This is a genomic window from Bacillus sp. SJS (assembly GCF_000732485.2).
GTDB classification, from domain to species: Bacteria; Bacillota; Bacilli; order Bacillales; family Bacillaceae; genus Metabacillus_B; species Metabacillus_B sediminis.
This window is the reverse complement of the sequence record NZ_JAQV02000025.1, coordinates 1-19699: the sequence shown is the minus strand read 5'-3', so window position 1 is coordinate 19699 and position 19699 is coordinate 1. Positions and strand designations below refer to the sequence as shown.

Genomic DNA, 19699 nt, shown 5'->3' with positions numbered 1-19699 from the left:
AAGCCAGGGATTCCCCTGGCTTAGCCAATCGCTTGAAGTCCTGCCTGGTTTAAAAAGTTCCAGGGCTTGTTATAGTGAGGCTGAAAGAAGAAGTCGACGAAGCCGAGTTCATCAATCGTCATCTCATTTTGGATGCAGACAGAGAGGGTGTTGACGGCTTGGGTTACATCGGTCTTTGACATAACTTGAGCGCCGACAATGCGGTTCGTATCTTCCTCATATACTACTTTCAGCATAATTTCATCATACTCAGGCATGAATTCAGGCTTATCATTCTCTTTAATTGTGATGGATTTCACATTCATATTCAAATGAGAGGCCGCTGTTTCGGTTACACCCGTGGATGCGATGTTCAGGTCATAAATTTTAATCCCTGATGTACCTTGTGTTCCCATATAGCGGACCGTCGGCTTCATAATATTTTTCGCAACTAGAGTGCCCATTCGGACTGCGTTGGTCGCAAGCGGAATGTAAGCAGGCTGCTTTGTCGGGTTGTAGCGGATGGCACAGCTGTCACCTGCAGCAAAGATGCTTTCATCACTCGTTCTCATATACTCATCCACAATAATCGCCCCGTTAGGAAGCATGTTAACTTCGCCTTTTAATAAACCGGTATTTGGTTTGAAGCCGATGCAGAGGATGACAAGATCTGCCTCGTACTCGCCTTTGGAAGTAATGACTTTCGAAACGCTGCCGTCAGTACCTTCGAACCGCGTTACGGTTTGTCCAAGGGCAAGAGTTATATCTTTCGCAGCAAGCGTACTCTCAATCTGATCCGTATATTCGGGATCCAGGTACTTGTTTAAAATCCGTTCTTCCCCGTCAATCAGCGTCACATTTTTTCCATAATGCTCAAATGCCTCCACAAGCTCGATTCCAATGTAGCCTGCACCGACAACGGTGATGTTCTTGGCATCCCTTGATTTCTCAATGATTGTTTTAGCATGGGAGTAATTTTTGCAAAGCTGAATGTTATTTAGCTGAATGCCTTCCAGCGGAGGAACGACCGGCCATGAACCGGTTGTGACAACAAGTTTATCGTAGGAATCCTTAAAGGATTCACCCGTTTTCATATCGGTTACTGTGATTTCTTTTCCATGACGATCGATATTGGTTACTTCGTGTTTTAATTTCATATGAATTCCCTGATCGGCTAGCTGTTCTGGTGATGAGTAGAATAAACTCTCCGCTTTTTCTACCACTCCGCCTACATACAGCGCGATTCCGCATGAAAGGAAGGACACATTATCATTTTTCTCGTAGACGGTAATCTCTGCTTCAGGGTATTGTTTTTTCATATTTGAAACGGCTGCAGTACCAGCATGTGTACATCCAATAACAATAACTTTCATTAGAAAAGACCTCCTAATATGTTTTGTGAAGTAATTCACAAGTATATGTGAAGTGTTTCACATATCTTACCTTCAGTATACTCCGTCCGATTGAAAATGCAACACTATGTGAATATTTTCACATAAAAGACATATTTCTAAAGAGAACGGATGATCACAAGAAAGAGGCCGTCTAATTCCGGCCTCTTTTGCTTACTTTAATTTAATTTGAACAGGCTTGCTTTCCTGCATATGAATCGTCTTTGGCTTCGCATTTTGAGCGGTCGCTCTTTTTACGGAACTCGTAACGTTCTGAATAACCTCGCCAACATCATGCACCGACTCAATCAGAGGATCGACCGCTTTGACCTTCCCTTTTACATCAACTGAAATTTGATTAGCGGTGTGAATCAGTTCCTCCGCTTCCTCCGTAAGGCCATTCACAGCACTCCTGGCATCCGTTAACGTTTTTTTGGTCTCAGCGAGAGTAACCATAACCTTGCGCAGCGTCATAATCAAAAAGACAACAAGAATCGTAAAGGCCACCGCAGCAATAGCCGCACTCCATTCAAGCATCCGGACCAGCTCCCTTCGTATACTCTCAGTCTATGAGCATAGGCGTAAGGACATTCCATTTCCGGGTATTGGAATATTTAGAGTATGATAGAGTGGTGAAAAAATAGAAAAGAGGAGCGGATTCCGTGCTTTCATCATTAAACGCGATCAGCCAGCTTAAATCAGGAAACACTCTGCTGCTTCGGGAGCACAAGTGGCTGAAATACCTAACCCTGACGAAAGAGAAAAATGTAAATCTTGAGCAAATTGAATCGCTGGAGCAAATGACAGAAAACCCTGTACTGGAGTATGTGGAAAGAACGCTCATTACACTACATGGATTGCATCTTCCGGAATACCAAAAACAAGCAGTGGAAGAAGTGCTTATCTGGAGTGAAACAGCCAAGTGCGGCCTTTCCCACCAAAGACGTGAATGGCTGAAAAAGGGCTATCAGCTTGCCATACACAATATTGGATCTGCACAAATTTATGCTTCTGAGATGGAAAAGCTGCCGAAATCAAAAAGGGATCGTAAGCGGGAAGAGTTCATATACCTTCTCATCCTGACTCACGGATTAGCGGGACAATACATAAGAGGAGAAGTCCGGTATGCCTCTCTCATCCATCTAACACATGGAAGCAGGGATGACTTGTTCTCGATTTTATATGCTTTAAACCAGTGCATCATCGAAGGCGTGTCTCCCGGTATCTGGAGATCTGTTGAAGAGGAAATGAAAGAAGTGATCACTTGGATCTGCGCGGGTGAAACGAGCAGGGAGCAAACCCTTTATGAGAGGATGAGAAGGCTTAGAACCAATGCATCCGTTTCCGGAGAGGATTTTGCAGCCGTCTATAAAGAATTTGTGAAGGAAATTCCTCTAGCTGAACCCCGGCTGAATGCTTTTTTTCATAGGATTGACATGTGGTATGTGGAAGCCGCGCTTTATAATTTCAGTTTTGAGGAGTTTATCAAGATATTCTTGATAACAGAGAAGCAGGCGCAGGATTCTGCTCTTAGCCAGATTTCCTTTGAACCGATGATGAAGGAGCTGTATTACGACTATAAAGGAAAAAAGACTGTTAATGTATATAAAAAAAGAATAATAGAATCCTATCTTGAGGAATATTCGATTGAAGAGCTACTGATGGGAAAGCAGCCGGAGAATGAACATGTCCAGTTAATTTCCGCAGCTTTGAACGAGCATGAGGAGATGGCGGGTATTTATTTCTCCTTTTCAGCCGCAGCTGAAAAGCTGATCGAGTTTTGCCAGGAGGCAGAAAAATCTCCGCTCTATGACCGGGCAATCGTGCTTTTATATGATTTGTTCAATTTCAGAAAAGATGGATATGACCGGCTGAATAACGAACAAACGTATTTAAGCGATATGAACAGCTCCCAGGATTTCAAGAAAAAAATTGTCGATTACGCAATAGGAGAAACCATGATTGATATTGGTCCGGGAGGCGGGGTGATGCTCGATCTGTTAACCCAGTACCATCCAGAGGCTAAAATAATTGGAATTGATATTGCTGTAAATGTGGTAGAAGAGCTGAAAAGGAAAAAGCAAAGAGAGCAGGCCTCATGGGAAGTCATGCAAGGGGATGCCTTGCAGCTCGAGCAGTATGTGGGAAAAGAAAGCGCAGATACGATTGTATTTTCTTCCATCCTTCATGAAATGTTTTCCTATATTCCTTACAAAGGCAAAAAGTTTAATCATCTCGTCATCGCTCAAGCATTAAAAAGCTCCCTGAAAGCCCTTCGTCCAAAAGGGAGAATCATTATTCGGGACGGCATTATGACAGAACCTGCGGAGCAAAAAAGAATCATTCGGTTTAAAGATCCAAAGGGCCTTTCTTTTTTCAAAAGGTATGTACAGGATTTTGAGGGGAGAGCAATCGACTGCACATTAGCAGGAGAGGATGCCGTTCTTCTGAATGTAAACGATGCAATGGAATTCCTCTACACGTATACATGGGGAGAAGAAGCCTATCCGCATGAAGTTCAGGAACAGTTTGGCTACTTTACCCCCACGGTTTTTAAAGAGTTTATAAAGACTGCTCTCGGAAGCGAAGCCGAAATTCTGCTCTTCGAACATTATCTGCAAGAAGGCTATGAAGAGCATTTGCTGAAGAAAATAGAGCTAACGAATGAAACAGGTAATCCTGTCAGGCTTCCGGACAGCACTTGCTTTATCGTTATTGAAAAAAACTGAGCTGGAAAAGGGTGGGCAGTTGACATCCTTTTTTCCGCGTGTTAATTTGTACATACAAACGTTATGGTTGTATATACAAATAAGGAGGGCGGAATCAGTGAATAAAACGATGATCATTGTTGGAGCCGGTGAAGGAATCAGCATGGCAGCCGCAAAAAAATTTGGAAAAGAGGGATACTCTGTAGCCCTTATTGCCCGGCGTAAAGAGGCACTTGACCAATACGTATCCGAACTTACTGAAGATGGAGTAGAAGCAAAAGGGTTCCAGGGGGATGCTTCTGATGAGAACAGTTTATCAGAAGCAATTTCCGCTGCGATCGAAATGTTTGGCAGCGTCCATGTCCTCCTCTATAATGCAGCCGCAGGAACACCTGGAAAGCCGACAAGCTTAACTGCCGACGATTTGACACGCGACTTCAGCGTAAGCGTTGGCGGTGCATTAACCAGTGTGAAAGCTGTCCTTCCTGCCATGGAGAAAACAGGCGGGGGATCGATCCTATTAACAGGAGGAGGACTTGCTCTCCATCCATATGCGGATTATTCCTCACTGGCAATAGGGAAAGCGGGCATCCGGAATTTAGCCTATAGCCTGAGCCAGGAACTTGAACCGAAAGGAATATATGTTGGAACGCTGACCATAAAAGGGTTTGTACAAGAGGGTACAAGCTTTTCCTCTGGAAACATCGCAGAAAGATACTTTCAAATGCATGCCGAAAAAAAGGAACTTGAGGCTGTTTTTGAAGGGGAATAATTAGAGAAGCCGCCTCAGCGATTGCCGGGCGGCTTTTTTTTAATAACCTTTCGATTCATGGATTGGAGTGGCAGCTTCTTTTCGTCTGCTTAATATATGTACTTTTATCAGCATAGGAATGCCAAGCGCTGTCAACAGAGCGAGAGACCCGAAAAGAAGAATGGGCTGTGTCGTTCCAAAGGAGTCAAGCAGAATGCCCCCTGCAAATGGACCAATAACGCTCCCAATCCCCGTGAAGCCCATGGCGCCGAAATACGAGCCCTTCAAACCCGGTTTGGCAAGCTGATCTACAAACATATCCGTCATGCAAAACATCAAAACTTCCCCAACCGTGAACAAGACCACGATTCCCAGAATCCCGAATAAACTGTCCGTCAGACTAAAAGTCAGCAGGCTGATTGAAACAAGCAGATTCCCAGCCAAAATCGAAAGAATAGGACTGTACTTTTTTCCAAACTGAATGAGCGGATACTGAAACATAATCACAACAATTGCGTTTAACGTTAGCATCAAGGAGAAAAACTGGGCCCCATTCTCGATTTTCGGAGACATCGCAAAGTACTGAGGCAGCGTCGAACTAAATTGGGAATACCCCGCAACAGACAATACAATACCGACCAGCCCCAGCAGAAAAATGGTATCCTTTCTCAGCACGCCGAATGCCTCCCTCACCGTTACAATAGGTTTCGCAGTGGAAGGTGTTCCGATTTTATGAACGGAAAGCATGTATACAAGCGACAATCCATAAAGCAGACTGGCCCCCGCTGCATAATAGAACGGAGCAAGGGAGGTAGAAGAACCAAGCTGAAGGCCGATAATCGGCCCAAACACGACACCGACATTGATCGCTGTATAGCGGAGATTGAAAAGAACCAGCCGGTTTTTCTCCTCCGTCACGTCCGAAAGAATCGCTCTGGATGTAGGCTCAAAAACGGCCCAGCAAAGACCGTTCAACATATTCATCACAAAAAACATCCAAACAGCGGAGGACTGGGCAAAACCGATAAAAACGAGACTCCAAGCGAAAATGGATATAAGCAGAACCGGCTTTTGTCCGAACCGGTCAGACAAATACCCCCCATAAAAGCTCGCGGCAATCCCCACAAGTGAACTCGCTGCAATAATTGCTCCTGTTACAGAGGCTGAAACCCCCATTTCACTAGTTAAATATATGGCCAGAAAAGGAATACTCATCGAAGTCGCCATCCGGCTGAACAACGTTCCGATAATGATATTCCAGGCAATAGGGTGAACCATACGCAATGTGTTCATGTAAAAAACTTCCTTTCTATTCTCTGATCCTATTTTATCCCAGGTCATTCCTTCCGTCATCCATCGTTGGATGGAGAGCTCAAAAATCGTCAGGTGATTTGAGTAGAGTGAGTTTGTCAGACAAACGGGAGAAGAGTGAGTTTGTCAGACAAAATCGTCAGACAAACGGGGGCAGAGTGAGTTTGTCAGACAAAATCGTCAGACAAACGGGGGGAGAGTGAGTTCGTCAGACAAAATCGTCAGACAAACGGGGGCAGAGTGAGTTCGTCAGACAAAATCGTCAGACAAACGGGAGAAGAGTGAGTTTGTCAGACAAAATCGTCAGACAAAAGGGGGAAGCAGTGAGTTCGTCAGACAAAATCGTCAGACAAACCACCCCTCCACCCCTTAAACAAACGTTTAATTAACACACCTCCCAAACAGCATGTTTGAAATGGATTCTCGTTTTTGAAACAATATGGACATGATAAGAACAGCTGAAAGGAGAGATGCAAGATGAAAGTAATCATAGCAGGTGCCAACGGTCAGATTGGGAAGCAGGTGGTGGAGCTTCTTCAAAACAGCGGGGAGCACACTCCGATTGCCATGGTGAGAAAGCAGGAGCAGGCGGATGCTTTTGCTGAGAAGGGGATTGAAACGGTACTGGCTGATTTGGAGGGAACGGTTTCCGATCTTGAAAATGCGGTGAAGGGCAGTGATGCGATTGTATTCACCGCAGGTTCCGGTGGAAGTACAGGTTCGGATAAAACGCTCCTCATTGATTTGGATGGTGCAGGAAAGCTGATTGAAGCCGCAAAACAGACTGGGGTTCAGCGGTTTGTGATGGTGAGTGCGCTTCAGGCTCATAACCGGGAAAATTGGAATGAGCAGCTGCTTCCGTATTATGCAGCGAAGCACTATGCGGATAAGGAGCTTGAACGGAGCGGTTTGGATTATACGATTGTCCGTCCAGGCGGATTGCTGAATGAGCCGGGAACGGGAAAGGTTTCAGCAGCAGAAAACCTTGATCGCGGTTCGATTCCGAGAGAGGATGTAGCGAAGGTGATTGCGGCATCGCTTGCAGAGAATCACACGTTTAAGAAGTCTTTTGATCTGATCAGCGGGGACACATCCATAGAAGAAGCCATTCGTTCGATTTAAAAGGAGAGCCAGGGAGCAGCCGCTTCCTGGTGTTTTTTGTTTGCAATCGACGGAAGCGGGTATAGTTGTACTAAACAAATGATACCTTTTAAAAATGGCTTGGGAGGTGTGAACTGTGGCTCAGGACGTGTTATGTGATGTGGGCAACTGTGTCTACAATGAAAAAGGCAGAAAGTGCGGCGCGGCGCAAATCTACGTAGTCAGTCATAAGGGAACGAAAGCCGAAACCAGTCATGAAACAGATTGCCAGACATTTAAGCCTGCAGAATAACGACAAGTAAAAGGACAGCCTAATTATGAAGGCTGTTTTTTTTGTGTGTAAAAGGTTTCCTGTCCAGCGGAAGCTTTTTTTTTTCGTCTTCACTGAATTCATAAAAATCAGCGTTCAGGTAAATCTAACAAAAACAGGAAGAAATGAAAGGGTTGGGTCCACTTGAAAAACACGCTTGAAGCCATTGAACAGTTTTTTAGTGAATATCTTACGCCGCCACATAAGATTCCTTCTGTTGAACCTGATGATGAGGGGTTCCGCGCATTGGTGGAGATCATTGAAGAAAAAGAGTATATGAGAAAGTATGCGCGGGATGAGATGGTGGGCGTGTACGATGTGAAATTAAACAGTCAAAACGAGGTCATCTCGTATTCGCGAAAATATTTGAAGCATCGTGGGGAGACGGGCCAATGGGATTGACTTCTGATGCTGGACTTTACGTTTTTTGCATAGCGGCAGGGCCGGGCGGTGAAGCGGACAGAAGCGTTTATTTTGACGGAATGGACCGTGAATTGCTGATTATTCCATATAAGGATCTGTTCCTGGCAGCCGCTGAGGTTCCGCTGCTGTTAAGGCCATCAAAAGAAAATCTGCTTCTGCATCAAAAGATCATCACCTCCTTTATGGATGGCAGCGAGGCTGTCTTTCCGTTCAGCTTCGGGCACATTGTTCATTCCTTGAATGAGGCGGAAGGTCTGCTAAAACGCCTTTATCCCGAGCTTCAGGGAATTCTCCCATCCCTTAAAGGAAGAATAGAGGTCGGTCTGAAGGTGATTGGAAAAAAAGAATGGCTGTCGCAGGAATACGATAAAAAAGTGAAGCCCAATAAAAGCACCCTTTATAAAGACCGGATTAAACAGGGAGAGCTTGCCGAACGTTTTTTTCTTTCTATAAGAAAGCAATTTGACGAGAGCATTCATCAAAAGCTTCATGATGCTGCGGATGATTCCAGGCAGAATGACATTTTGACAGAAACGATGCTGCTGAACGGATCGTATCTCATTAGAAGAGAGCAAGAGACTTCATTTGATGAGCTTGTATCAGAGCTTTACGAAACATTCAAGGCTCAGGCTGAGTTTGTCTATACGGGTCCATGGCCGCCATATAACTTCATTAACATTCATTTGAAAGCAGAGAAAAGCTCATGATGCCTGTCCTGTTTTTGCCGCTGAAGCTGTTCCTGCTCGCTGCTGAAAAAGTAAAGGAAGAAGCGGATAAAGAATTGTATGACGTTGGAATCATCCAGAAAAACCTGCTGATGCTTGAACTCCGGCATGAAAAAAATGAAATTCACGAAGATAAGTACAGGCAGCAGTATGAAGAATGGATTAGAAGATATGAATGCGCTAAAGACATGGAAAGACGGCAGTGGAGCAAGCTGCTGGATGATGAGTCTGTATAAGGGAGGCAAGGGTGTGCTGTCTGAACAAACGAGTTCAATTGTCGATGTACTGGAACGGATACTTGATAAAGGTGTCGTCATCGCCGGGGATATTCGGATTAACCTCGCGGATGTAGAGCTTCTGACCATAAAAATCCGACTGATTGTGGCGTCTGTCGATAAAGCGAAGGAAATCGGACTGGACTGGTGGGAGAGAGATCCTTATTTAAGCTCAAAGGCAGACCCAATTGAAGAACGGCCAAGGAAAGAGCATACCGGCCTGCTTGATGCACTTGATTTGAAGAGATTAATTTAAAGGGAGGCAGTCCGTATGGGTGACGATTCTCGGGAATCCTATAGACGGGATTCCATTCTGGAAACGCTTGTGATTACAGCCAATCGCCACGATTTTGAGCTGGATTTGATATTAACTGTGGATGGCAAGGCAGTAACCGGGAGTCTTATTTCGGCTACCGACTATTTAGAAGGATTTGGGAGTTTATTTGAGCAGCGGACCGATGAGCATTCGGCCAAATTGAGTGAGCGTTTTTATGAAGCAAGCAAAGGGGCGGGAGACCATGGGACCGCTGCGTTCATTCATTTGAAAAATGTGTACATCGAAGGGGAAAAAGCGCCCGTTTCTGCACTTTGGAGAGGCAGGCTTGATCAGGTAAGCGGATTTGTCATTGGAAAGCCCGTTAGGAGAACACAGTAAAAAATAAGGAGGGGGTAAAGATGATGCTGGAAAAATGCAGGGATGGATCGAGCCTTGTAGAAGTCGTGGACCGCATATTGGATAAAGGAATTGTCATCGATGTTTTTGCGCGAATTTCAGTTTTGGGGATTGAATTAATTACAGTAGAGGCAAGAATCGTCGTTTCAAGTATTGAGACATGGCTGCGCTATGCTGATGCGGTTGATCTGCTGAAAAGTACTGAGGATGTTCATGATCCCAATAATGGACAATCCTACAGGGAGCCTAAGGACCTTTTAGACAACTTACGATTTCAAATATAAAAACGAGAGCCGGAAGCCCTCGTTTTTTCTTATTCACCGTTTTTAGCTTTTATGCTTTGATCAATGGTTCCTGCTGCATAATGATCGCCAATTTGCTCGTGTGTCACTTCAAGACCAGTTGTTGTATGTTCTTTCTCCTTTTCGGCCGGATCGAATGATTTGCCTGCTACCTCTGCTGCCATTTCGGTTAGTTTGGTGCTCAAGCTGAATCGCTCCTTTCGATGTGGATGCATCTTTTTGATGCACCTACTTGTCCATTCCCGATTTTTCGTTATCTTACACAGTTTTATTTCTTTGAAGGAACAAGTTGTGTATAATCCGAGTGAAGTGATTAATGGAAGGACGGTGTTAGGATGCTGACAATTACTAGCCACGAAGCGGAACTGCTTGAAGATCCGTTTGGGATTTTGCCTGGTGACCGCTATGAATTTTTATTGGATTTGGATGTTCCGGAGGATGATGAACTTTATTCTGAGAACGGAATTTACTTGCGGGTGATTTTCCTGCTGGAGAATGAGCAGGCGCGGATTACTCAATATCAATTTTATGAAAAAGAGACAGAACAGAGCTTTGACTTTGGTTTGGATGAGGAAGAGGAAGCAATGGTTGCCTCTTATTGCCTTGAGCATTTGCCTGAGGAAAAGGAAGAAGAATAAGAAAAGGCTGCCGGACAGCAGCCTTTTTCTTATGCCGTTTTATTTCCGGCTTCCGCGATATGGAACATGAGGTGGGCAAGGTGATGAATGGGACCGTACACTTCCTCGTCGCCTTCTGATGCCTGCTGTTCTTCGCTGAATTCAAGGTCATTTAAGTAAAGTGCTGTAAACTGGTAGAAATCTTTCAATTCAAATCCATAGCATGCAACCGGATCTTCCTCGTTTTCCTCATACTGCAGAACAAGATAGGATTCGTTGCGGTTTTTATCCTCGGCATCGAAAAATACAAAGTAGCCTACATTTGTATCAAGCTCGAATAAATGGCGGGTCCCGCCTTCCGTTTTGGCTGCAAAATCCTCTTCAGACAGCTTATAGACCGTCATGTCCTCTGTTTCGTCTTCTTTATGAAATGCTACTGTAAAAGTCTCCATTTGTACTCCTCCTCAGAATTATGTACGTGTTTAGTATGACCCTTTTTTGAAAAAAACGTGTTCGGCCTGAAGCGTCTCTCCAATGTTGATGAGCCCGAAGGAGAAGCGGGGCTGCCTTCTTTTGTCAGTCGGGGAGCCCGGATTAAAGATGAGAAGCCCCTTGTCCTGTTTTTTGACGGGAATATGAGAGTGGCCAAAGATCAGACAGTCTAGATGTTCGTCTTTGAAGGCATTCAGAGCCCGCCTTTCAGTTGAAGACCCTTTTCCTTCATGGCCGTGGACAACACCGATTTTAAAGCTGTTCATGTCCAGGAGCAGACGGCGGGGAAGCAGGTGTTTCAGCTCCTCCTCATCCGCGTTTCCGTATACCGCATGAACGGTTCCGAACGTGCACAACTCGCGGTAAGCAGCAGTGTTTAGAAGATCTCCGGCATGGATGATGGCATCAGCCGTTTGAAGTTCAACTAAAAGCCGGGGCGGAAAGGATTTGGCTCTTTTAGGAACATGGGTATCGGAGAGCACAACAATCTTCACCTTCATCACCGCCTGTATTGTATGGCTAAAGAATACCACAAACCTCCGGATGAAAGAAAAAAAGCTGACAGGTATTGCTGTCAGCCTAAAGGTTTAGCCCAAGGAGTGCATGTTCGCCCATTCCTCTTTGCTCGGGCCGTATACACCCGGTACGTTCAGCCCGGCCTGGCGCATCAATACCGTCATTTGTCCGCGATGGTGAGCCTGATGCTGGATCAGCGTTCTCAGAACAGCATGAACAGGTACTTCATTTCCAAAAAATTCGCGAGTTTCATTCAACGTTTCTTCCGTCCATTGTTCCTGGATTGCTTTAAGCATAGAGTCACTTGTGTTCCTGTAATCAGATGCAATCTCTGATGCAGATTCAGGAATGGTTTCAACATGGGGAGGGTGCTGGAAATTCAATCCGGTTTGAGCAAGCATGGTGTGAAGGGCAACTGTGATATGCCACCCAAGGCCGCCAAGATAATTGTATCCCGGTGCAATTTCCTGACTAAGCGATTCATCTGTCAGTGTCTGAAGGATTTTTTCAGTCGCTTGTGATTCTTGTTTCCATTCCTCAATGAATTCTTGCCTGGATGTAAACATGCAGGTTCCTCCTCTTTCTATCTATGAGTTCTTTTTATTGTCACTCTTATCCTATAAGGTTCTTTACCCGATTATTGAAAAAACAAGACCAGTTCCTAAAAAATAATGCTCCCCCTGCGATATAATGAAGCAAAAAAGGAGGGGACGGTTTGTTTTTACGAAGCATCCGGCTTAAGCCAATCAGCGGAGCTATGCCTGATTATTACCCATTCAGCATACCGGCAATACAAAATTTAACAGAACTTTCGTTTCACAGTGATGTGACTTTTTTCTGCGGAGAAAATGGTTCAGGAAAATCAACCCTGCTTGAAGCGATTGCCTTTCAATGCGGGTTTCACACTGCAGGAGGCAGCCGCCATAACCGCTACGAGGTTCATGCATCGAATTCGGATCTTGGAGAGCATCTACAGCTTTCATGGCTCCCAAGAGCGCAGGACGGGTTTTTTTTCAGGGCCGAATCCTTTTACCAGTTTGCAAGCCATATTGACGAAATAGATGAGGATGAATTTAAAAGCTACGGCGGGAAATCCCTTCATCACCAATCACATGGAGAATCCTTTTTGTCGCTGTTTACCAACAGGCTGAACGGAAGGGCCATTTATCTTCTCGATGAACCGGAGGCAGCGTTATCCCCGCAAAGGCAGCTTGCCCTTCTCAGAGTGATATATGATCTGACAAAGGAAGGGGGTGCGCAGTTTATTATTGCGACCCATTCCCCCATTTTGCTTGGGTACCCCGGTGCATCCATCCGGTTATTTGAAGAGGGAGAGATTGTAGAAACAGAATATGAAAATACGGAACATTACAGTCTGACTAAATATTTTCTCCAGAACAGGGAAAGGCTCTTGGCTGAGCTTTTTAAAGAGGAAGAGTAAAAAACCCAAGAGCCGGGGCTCTTGGGATTCAGGTTAAAACGTAACATCTTCTCCGTTGTAGGCAGCATGGAATAATTTTCGCATCTCATCCTCGGAGGTTTCACGGGGATTCGTTGATGTGCACGGGTCTTCAATGGCGTTTTTGGCCATTTCATCCACATGCTTTTCAAACAGCTCATCTGAAATTCCATACTCCTTCAAGGAATTTGGTACATTCATTTCTTTGTTCAAAGAGCGTACCCACTCAACAAGTGAATCGGTCAGCTCCTCGCTGTTTTCGCCCTTCAAGCCAAGACGCTTCGCAATAGCAGCAAAACGGTCAGCCGATACGTTGCGGTTGAACTGGATCACATACGGCAAATAGATACCGTTCGCACAGCCATGAGGTATTTCAAACGCTGGACCGCTCTTGTGGGCCATGCTATGAACGTTTCCGAGCACCGCATTGGAGAAGGCCATGCCTGCCATCGCCTGTGCGTAATGCACTTGTTCTCTCGATTCTTTGCTGCCTTTATAAGAAGAAACAAGGTGATCCTTTAGAATTTCCGCCGCTTCAATGGCAAGCGAATCTGTAAAGACCGTTCTTGGCTTCGCTACGTATGACTCAATACTATGGGTAACAGCATCCATGCCGCTGTATGCAATCAACTTTTGAGGTAGATCCTCTACCATAACCGGATCGATAATCGCGATATCCGGTGTCAGCTCAAAGCTTGCAATCGGATATTTAATTCCCGTTTTCCCGTCTGTTATGACCGATAGGTTGGAAATCTCGGAAGCCGTCCCGCTTGTAGTCGGAATGCCGATAAATTTAGCTTTCTTGCGAAGGGGAGGCAGATTGAACAGTTTGATGGTCTCTTCAAATGTAATCTCAGGATATTCATAAAAGATCCACATGGCTTTTGCCGCATCCATAGGGGATCCGCCGCCCACTCCGATAATCCAATCCGGTTCAAAATCACGGAGATGCTGGGCCTGTTCCTGTGCAGTTTCGATTGTCGGCTCCTCGGTTATGCCTTCAATTACCTTTGTTTCAATGTCTTTTTCAGAAAGGTAAGATAGAATTTTATCAAGGTGTCCATTTTCTTTGACAGACCCGCCGCCGATGACAATAGCTGCTTTTCTGCCTTCAAGCTCTTTCAGTTTTTCTAACGCATTCTCTCCAAAAAAGATGTCTCTTGGTATAGTAAAGCGATTCATGTGTAAAACTCCTTCTTTAGTGAGTGTGGTTTGGCTATATTATTGCATTACCTTGTTTGGGAGAGACTAAACATATGCATGTGCAGGCAAATGTTTATCCCTCAGGGAAGTTTTGGTCTATAGTATAAGCACAGAAAAAGGAGGAATGGACATGTCTCAAATTACAATCAATGCCATTATGAAAGCGAAACCCGGGAAAGAAGAACAGCTCTTTGGTGAAATGAAAAAGGCGCTCGCTCCTTCAAGAGCGGAGGAAGGCTGCATCAGCTATGATCTTCATCGTTCAAAAGAGGATCCGGGAGTCTTCGTTTTTTATGAAAACTGGAAGGACCAGGCTGCAGTTGATGCCCATATGCAATCCGCCCACTATCAGGCTTACCGCGAGGCAATCGCTGATCTCATTGAGACGAGAGACGTGCATTTTTTGGAAAAAGTATAATGGTATTCCGCACACCGTTTTCAAACGGTGTGCTTTTTTATGGAAATTCAGCTTTTAGTATTGAAAATCAGAGCGGCCGTATTATAATTGAAAATGCTTAAAGTAAACTTTTAGTAATGTAAGACAAAACTTCTTCGCATGAAAGTTTACCTATTATAAACAGGAATGAAGGGTCATGTATGCAAATAGGGAAAAAAATAAAAAATCTGCGTCTGAAAAGCGGGCTGACTCAGGAAGAACTTGGCGAACGCACAGATTTAAGCAAAGGCTACATATCTCAGCTTGAACGGGATTTAAGCTCTCCGTCTATGGAAACCTTTTTCAGCATTCTGGAAGTGCTGGGATGCACCCCGGAAAAGTTTTTTGAATCTGGAGATTCTATTCAGAAGGTTGTGTATTCAGAAGAAGATCAAACAGGGTATAAAGATGAAGAGAAGGGCTACGAAATTCACTGGCTCGTTCCTGAATCCAATGAGAAGGAAATGGAACCGATCCGTCTTCTTTTTAAGGAAAATGGGGAATTTAAAGAATTTGAACCCTCCTCATCCGAAACATACGGGTATTGTTTGAGCGGAAGAGTGGCTATTCGCATCGGCACCAGATATTACAGTGCCAGTGCAGGGCAATCAATTTATTTTTCTGCTGCAGATACTCACCAGATTACAAATGACTTCAACGGACCATCGGAGATTATCCTCGTCGCTACCAATTCCTACTTATAATCAAACGTTTGTTTAAATCATCATTCAGGAGGCTGTTATGAAAAACGAAACCATTATCCGTTTTGAAGGGGTATCCAAGCAATATGACGAAGCCGCACCGGTACTGGACAGTGTCAGCTTTGAAATCGAGCGCGGCAAATTCTACACGCTGCTTGGACCATCAGGATGCGGAAAAACGACGATTCTCCGTCTTATTGCCGGGTTTACGGAGCCGTCAAACGGAAGCATATATTTCAACGGAAAAGTAATCAATGATGTACCGGCCAACAAGCGCCAGGTGAATACGGTTTTCCAGGATTATGCATTGTTTCCCCATTTAAACGTCTTTGAAAACGTTGCGTTTGGCCTGCGCATTAAGAAAATGAAAAAAGGGCAGATTGAGGAGAAGGTTAAAGAAGCACTCCGTTTTGTCAATCTTGAAGGATACGAAACACGTGAAATCACGGAAATGTCCGGCGGGCAGAAGCAGCGTGTGGCGATTGCGCGTGCGATCGTCAATGAGCCTGAAGTAATTTTACTGGATGAGCCTCTTTCTGCACTGGATCTAAAGCTTCGCACGGAAATGCAGTATGAGCTGAGAGAGCTGCAGCGCAGACTCGGTATAACGTTTATCTTTGTTACTCATGACCAGGAAGAAGCACTTGCTATGTCTGATGAAATTTTCGTATTGAATAAAGGGCAAATCCAGCAAAGCGGAACCCCTACAGACATTTACGATGAACCGATTAACCGGTTTGTTGCCGACTTTATCGGCGAGTCAAACATTGTTCCCGGAACGATGGTTAAAGACTATTTAGTGGAGTTTGCCGGACAGCAATTTGAGTGCGTGGATAAAGGGTTTCTTCCAAGCGAGTCTGTAGAAATTATCGTAAGGCCGGAAGATTTGGTTATTGCAAAAAGGGAAAATGGAAAGCTTCAGGTGAAGGTAGACTCCCAGCTTTTCAGAGGCGTGCATTATGAAATCTGCTGCTATGATGAGGCAGGGAATGAGTGGCTTGTCCATTCTACGAAAAAAGCAACGGTCGGAGATGAAATCGGGCTCGATTTTGAACCGGAGGCGATCCACGTCATGAGATTTAACGAAACGGAAGAGGAATTCGATAAACGTCTGGAATCCTATGCTGGGGAAAGCCATGCAAACTAATTCGCGCAATCTGTATCTGATCCCGTACGTACTCTGGATGGTGCTCTTCGTAGCCGCACCAATCGTTCTCATATTTTACTATTCTTTGTTTGATATTGAAGGAAATCTGACGCTCGCCAACTATGCCAAGTTCTTTACACCGGTGTACATGCAGATGACCCTGAGCTCCTTCTGGTATGCATTCCTTATTACAGCATTTTCCTTGCTGATTGCCTATCCGACCGCTTACTTACTGACGAAAACGAAGCATAAACAGCTCTGGCTGCTGCTGATCATCCTTCCGACCTGGATTAATCTTTTGCTAAAAGCTTACGCGTTTCTTGGAATTTTCGGCACATACGGTACGGCGAACAATCTGCTGGCATGGCTTGGAGCGGGAAGACAGCAGATTCTATTCACAGACTTCAGTTTTGTCTTTGTGTCTGTCTATATTTTCATACCGTTTATGATCTTGCCGATTTATAACTCCCTTGAGGAAATGAATCCTTCTTTAATCGATGCAGCGAGAGACCTTGGATCCTCTCAATGGGAGACATTCAAAAAGGTGATCTTTCCGCTTACGGTTTCTGGTGTGAAATCAGGCTGTCAGGCCGTTTTCATTCCGGCGCTTTCCCTGTTTATGATCACGCGTTTGATTGCCGGAAACCGGGTCATTACCCTTGGGACTGCCATTGAGCAGCATTTCCTCGTCACACAGGACTGGGGAATGGGAGCAACGATTGCGGTCTTCCTGATCATCGCTATGGCGATCATTATCCTGCTAACCAATAACCAAAGGAGGAGCGCAAGATGAGAAAAAACAGCAAGCTTTCCAATCTTTATCTAGTTCTCGTCTTCGCCATCCTTTATGCACCAATCTTTTATCTGATGTATTATTCCTTCAACAGCGGGGGAACCATGAGGGAATTTGAAGGATTCACGCTAGACTGGTATAAGGAAGTTTTTCAGGATACAAGACTGCTCATTATCGTCCTTAACACCTTAATCATTGCCCTGCTTTCATCAGCCATTTCTACAATTTTAGGAGTTTTTGGTGCATTAGCGATTACGTATGTGAAAAAGAGACGCACGAAAAATACGCTGCTTACAATGAACAACGTACTGATTGTCAGTCCCGATGTCATCATCGGCGCATCCTTCCTGATTCTTTTTACGATGATTGGAATTAAGCTCGGTTTCACCTCGGTGCTGCTTTCGCACATTGCGTTCAGCGTACCAATCGTTGTCATTATGGTGCTGCCTAAGCTTGAGGAAATGAGCTCGTCTCTTGTGGACGCAGCGAGAGACCTTGGAGCAAGCAAATGGGAAGTTCTCACGAAAGTAATCCTCCCATACATCACACCGGGAATCTTTGCCGGCTTCTTTATGGCTCTGACTTACTCGCTTGATGACTTTGCCGTTACGTTCTTTGTAACGGGAAATGGGTTCTCTACTTTATCAGTTGAAATTTACTCGCTGGCACGCCAAGGAATTTCCCTGACGATTAATGCACTGTCCACACTGATTTTCCTTGTGACCATCCTGCTTGTCGTGGGCTATTACTTTATTACCCAGCGAAATAACCGCGTGAAAGGGGTGGCAATCCGAAAATGAAACAGCTGCTCAACGCCTTTATCGCGATTGCTGTCATTTCCGTTATTTTGTATGTATCCATTAATCAGCTGAACAGCTCCCAAGGCTATTCAGGCGGGAATACACTCACCATCTACAATTGGGGAGATTACGTAGATCCTGAGCTGATTGATCGTTTTGAAAAAGAAACAGGCATCAAAGTCATTTACCAAACCTTCGATTCAAATGAAGCGATGATGACGAAAATCTCTCAAGGGGGAACTACATTTGATGTAGCCATGCCCTCTGAGTATGCCATCAGCAAGATGAAAGAAGACGGCCTGCTCATTCCGCTTGACCATTCCAAGCTTCCGAATCTGAAAAATATTGATGCCAGATTCATGGATTTGTCCTTTGACCCGGGCAATCAATATTCGATCCCCTACTTTTGGGGAACCGTTGGAATTGTATACAATCCTGACATGCTGAATGGGAAGAAAATTACGAGTTGGAATGATTTGTGGGACCCGGAAATGAAAAATAAGATTCTTCTTGCAGATGGAGCGAGAGAAGTGATGGGGATGGGGTTGAACAGCCTCGGCTACTCTCTAAATGATACGAATGAAGCACATCTGCAGGAGGCAAAAGCGAAGCTGAATACCATCACTCCAAACGTCAAAGCGATCGTAGGAGATGAAATCAAAATGCTTCTCGCCAACGAAGAAGCCGCCGCCGGAGTGGTATGGTCCGGAGACGCCTCCGAAATCATGGGCGAAAATGAAAAGCTTGATTACGTTGTTCCTGAAGAAGGCTCTAACCTGTGGTTTGATAACATGGTCATTCCAAAAACGGCAGCCAACCGGGAAGCAGCCCATCAATTCATCAACTTTATGCTTGAACCGGACGTAGCCGCTCAAAACGTCGAATATGTCGGCTACTCCACTCCGAATAAAAAAGGACTCGCTATTTTGCCGGAAGAAATCTCCGGTGATGAGCGCTTCTATCCCGATACTGAAACAACAGAAAAGCTTGAAGTGTACGATAACCTCGGCAAAAAAATGCTGGCTCATTATAACGAATTGTTTCTGGAATTTAAAATGCACAGGAAGTAAAAAAAAGAAAGCGGCGGTCCTTTGGGGGATCGCCGCTTTTTTGGATTTTGAGCTGCGAGCAGGTGTCAGTCAGGTTGCTTTACTGCAGACAAAGGCAGGCGCCTGACCCCTGCTGCTTCACCGTATGAGGGGACAGAGGGAGGCTGCCTCAATCCCATGTCCCTCAACAGTTTTGAGTTCTGGTGCCGGAGCTTTCATACAGTAGAGAATTCGGGGACAGGCACCGTGCCAGTCCCCTGCTCCTTCACCGCAAACGGGGACAGAGAACAAACGGCCCAATCCCTTGCCCCTCAACGGTTTGGAGAAGCGGTGCCGAAGCTTTCACGCAGTAGAGAACATGGGGACAGGCACACTAGCGATGCACCACTTGAAAATTATGGATAATAAACAGAAAGATCCTTTACAGAACGCAAAAAAGCTCCTAATGTAGAAGGGACCATACTTGTTCCCAACTCTACGAAAAGGAGCTCAACCGTGAGTAAAAGTATAGGTCAATTATCGCTTATTTGTCAATGC

General features: G+C 44.9%; 26 protein-coding genes. 18 read left to right on the top strand and 8 right to left on the bottom strand.

Translation table 11 applies throughout. From position 1 onward, the window contains the following. Positions 1-20: 20 nt before the first annotated feature. Together AS29_RS15860 and AS29_RS15855 are read right to left on the bottom strand one after the other, a co-directional pair. Positions 21-1352, bottom strand: a complete 1332-nt coding sequence (locus AS29_RS15860) for an FAD-dependent oxidoreductase (RefSeq protein WP_035410062.1) — start codon at positions 1350-1352, stop codon at positions 21-23. 192 nt (positions 1353-1544) lie between these two features. Then, complete coding sequence (locus AS29_RS15855; RefSeq protein ID WP_051860769.1) at positions 1545-1907, bottom strand: DUF948 domain-containing protein; 363 nt, start codon at positions 1905-1907, stop codon at positions 1545-1547. 125 nt (positions 1908-2032) lie between these two features. Between AS29_RS15855 and AS29_RS15850 the strand changes: the two genes are divergently transcribed. Both AS29_RS15850 and AS29_RS15845 read left to right on the top strand, forming a co-directional pair. Continuing rightward, positions 2033-4099, top strand: a complete 2067-nt coding sequence (locus AS29_RS15850; protein ID WP_035410059.1) for a class I SAM-dependent methyltransferase — start codon at positions 2033-2035, stop codon at positions 4097-4099. A gap of 97 nt (positions 4100-4196) precedes the next feature. Then, positions 4197-4850 carry an SDR family NAD(P)-dependent oxidoreductase gene (locus AS29_RS15845; RefSeq protein WP_231889967.1) on the top strand — a complete coding sequence of 218 codons (654 nt, stop codon included), beginning with the start codon at positions 4197-4199 and terminating at the stop codon, positions 4848-4850. Positions 4851-4889: 39 nt separating this feature from the next. Here AS29_RS15845 and AS29_RS15840 read toward each other — a convergent pair whose 3' ends face one another. After that, positions 4890-6122, bottom strand: coding sequence for an MDR family MFS transporter (locus AS29_RS15840; protein WP_035410157.1), 1233 nt, complete (start codon positions 6120-6122; stop codon positions 4890-4892). A gap of 495 nt (positions 6123-6617) precedes the next feature. On the opposite strand from AS29_RS15840, the gene AS29_RS15835 reads away from it, so the two are divergent. From AS29_RS15835 to gvpA, 8 genes are all read left to right on the top strand, one after another. Next, positions 6618-7262: an SDR family oxidoreductase gene (locus AS29_RS15835; protein WP_035410056.1), complete on the top strand. Its 645-nt coding sequence runs from the start codon at positions 6618-6620 to the stop codon at positions 7260-7262. A 115-nt stretch (positions 7263-7377) separates the two neighbouring features. After that, entirely contained in the window at positions 7378-7533 is a 156-nt protein-coding gene (locus tag AS29_RS15830) for a DUF1540 domain-containing protein (RefSeq protein WP_066099080.1), read from the top strand. Between the two features lie 162 nt (positions 7534-7695). Next, positions 7696-7953, top strand: a complete 258-nt coding sequence (gene gvpO, locus AS29_RS15825) for a gas vesicle protein GvpO (protein ID WP_035410052.1) — start codon at positions 7696-7698, stop codon at positions 7951-7953. Further along, positions 7944-8681, top strand: a complete 738-nt coding sequence (locus tag AS29_RS15820; protein WP_035410050.1) for a GvpL/GvpF family gas vesicle protein — start codon at positions 7944-7946, stop codon at positions 8679-8681. Before gvpO ends, AS29_RS15820 begins: the two co-directional genes overlap by 10 nt. Then, complete coding sequence (locus AS29_RS15815; RefSeq protein ID WP_035410045.1) at positions 8678-8935, top strand: gas vesicle protein GvpG; 258 nt, start codon at positions 8678-8680, stop codon at positions 8933-8935. Before AS29_RS15820 ends, AS29_RS15815 begins: the two co-directional genes overlap by 4 nt. Positions 8936-8948: 13 nt before the next feature. Next, positions 8949-9230 (top strand): gas vesicle protein, encoded by a 282-nt coding sequence (locus tag AS29_RS15810; RefSeq protein ID WP_231889966.1) that lies wholly within the window; start codon positions 8949-8951, stop codon positions 9228-9230. Positions 9231-9245: 15 nt separating this feature from the next. Next, positions 9246-9629: a gas vesicle accessory protein GvpU gene (gene gvpU / locus AS29_RS15805; RefSeq protein ID WP_035410042.1), complete on the top strand. Its 384-nt coding sequence runs from the start codon at positions 9246-9248 to the stop codon at positions 9627-9629. Between the two features lie 20 nt (positions 9630-9649). Further along, on the top strand, positions 9650-9931 hold the full coding sequence (gene gvpA / locus AS29_RS15800) for a gas vesicle structural protein GvpA (protein WP_035410040.1): 282 nt from the start codon (positions 9650-9652) through the stop codon (positions 9929-9931). A gap of 29 nt (positions 9932-9960) precedes the next feature. Here gvpA and AS29_RS21115 read toward each other — a convergent pair whose 3' ends face one another. Next, positions 9961-10134: a YozQ family protein gene (locus AS29_RS21115; protein ID WP_197491622.1), complete on the bottom strand. Its 174-nt coding sequence runs from the start codon at positions 10132-10134 to the stop codon at positions 9961-9963. 150 nt (positions 10135-10284) lie between these two features. Between AS29_RS21115 and AS29_RS15795 the strand changes: the two genes are divergently transcribed. Then, entirely contained in the window at positions 10285-10587 is a 303-nt protein-coding gene (locus AS29_RS15795; RefSeq protein ID WP_035410037.1) for a DUF6509 family protein, read from the top strand. Positions 10588-10616: 29 nt separating this feature from the next. Here the strand turns inward: AS29_RS15795 and AS29_RS15790 are convergent, their stop codons facing one another. The 3 genes from AS29_RS15790 to AS29_RS15780 form a co-directional block, all read right to left on the bottom strand. Then, entirely contained in the window at positions 10617-11018 is a 402-nt protein-coding gene (locus AS29_RS15790) for a hypothetical protein (protein WP_035410034.1), read from the bottom strand. A 30-nt stretch (positions 11019-11048) separates the two neighbouring features. Then, positions 11049-11558, bottom strand: a complete 510-nt coding sequence (locus AS29_RS15785) for a metallophosphoesterase family protein (RefSeq protein ID WP_331712032.1) — start codon at positions 11556-11558, stop codon at positions 11049-11051. An 87-nt stretch (positions 11559-11645) separates the two neighbouring features. Further along, a complete protein-coding gene (locus AS29_RS15780; protein ID WP_035410028.1) occupies positions 11646-12140 on the bottom strand; it encodes a DinB family protein in 495 nt (164 codons plus the stop codon). A gap of 149 nt (positions 12141-12289) precedes the next feature. Between AS29_RS15780 and AS29_RS15775 the strand changes: the two genes are divergently transcribed. Further along, the gene (locus tag AS29_RS15775) at positions 12290-13015 is read left to right on the top strand and encodes an AAA family ATPase (protein WP_035410025.1); all 726 of its coding nucleotides are present in this window, start codon (positions 12290-12292) and stop codon (positions 13013-13015) included. A 33-nt stretch (positions 13016-13048) separates the two neighbouring features. Here the strand turns inward: AS29_RS15775 and AS29_RS15770 are convergent, their stop codons facing one another. Next, positions 13049-14215 carry an iron-containing alcohol dehydrogenase gene (locus tag AS29_RS15770; RefSeq protein ID WP_035410022.1) on the bottom strand — a complete coding sequence of 389 codons (1167 nt, stop codon included), beginning with the start codon at positions 14213-14215 and terminating at the stop codon, positions 13049-13051. A gap of 151 nt (positions 14216-14366) precedes the next feature. Here AS29_RS15770 and AS29_RS15765 point away from each other — a divergent pair, with 151 nt between their 5' ends. From AS29_RS15765 to AS29_RS15740, 6 genes are all read left to right on the top strand, one after another. After that, complete coding sequence (locus tag AS29_RS15765; RefSeq protein WP_035410019.1) at positions 14367-14654, top strand: putative quinol monooxygenase; 288 nt, start codon at positions 14367-14369, stop codon at positions 14652-14654. Between the two features lie 179 nt (positions 14655-14833). Then, positions 14834-15376, top strand: coding sequence for a helix-turn-helix domain-containing protein (locus tag AS29_RS15760; RefSeq protein ID WP_035410017.1), 543 nt, complete (start codon positions 14834-14836; stop codon positions 15374-15376). 37 nt (positions 15377-15413) lie between these two features. Then, positions 15414-16520, top strand: a complete 1107-nt coding sequence (locus AS29_RS15755) for an ABC transporter ATP-binding protein (protein ID WP_035410013.1) — start codon at positions 15414-15416, stop codon at positions 16518-16520. Then, complete coding sequence (locus AS29_RS15750) at positions 16510-17313, top strand: ABC transporter permease (protein ID WP_035410152.1); 804 nt, start codon at positions 16510-16512, stop codon at positions 17311-17313. The genes AS29_RS15755 and AS29_RS15750 overlap by 11 nt, the downstream gene beginning before the upstream one ends. Next, positions 17310-18113: an ABC transporter permease gene (locus tag AS29_RS15745; RefSeq protein WP_035410010.1), complete on the top strand. Its 804-nt coding sequence runs from the start codon at positions 17310-17312 to the stop codon at positions 18111-18113. Before AS29_RS15750 ends, AS29_RS15745 begins: the two co-directional genes overlap by 4 nt. Next, positions 18110-19183 (top strand): ABC transporter substrate-binding protein, encoded by a 1074-nt coding sequence (locus tag AS29_RS15740; protein WP_035410007.1) that lies wholly within the window; start codon positions 18110-18112, stop codon positions 19181-19183. The genes AS29_RS15745 and AS29_RS15740 overlap by 4 nt, the downstream gene beginning before the upstream one ends. Positions 19184-19699 lie beyond the last annotated feature (516 nt).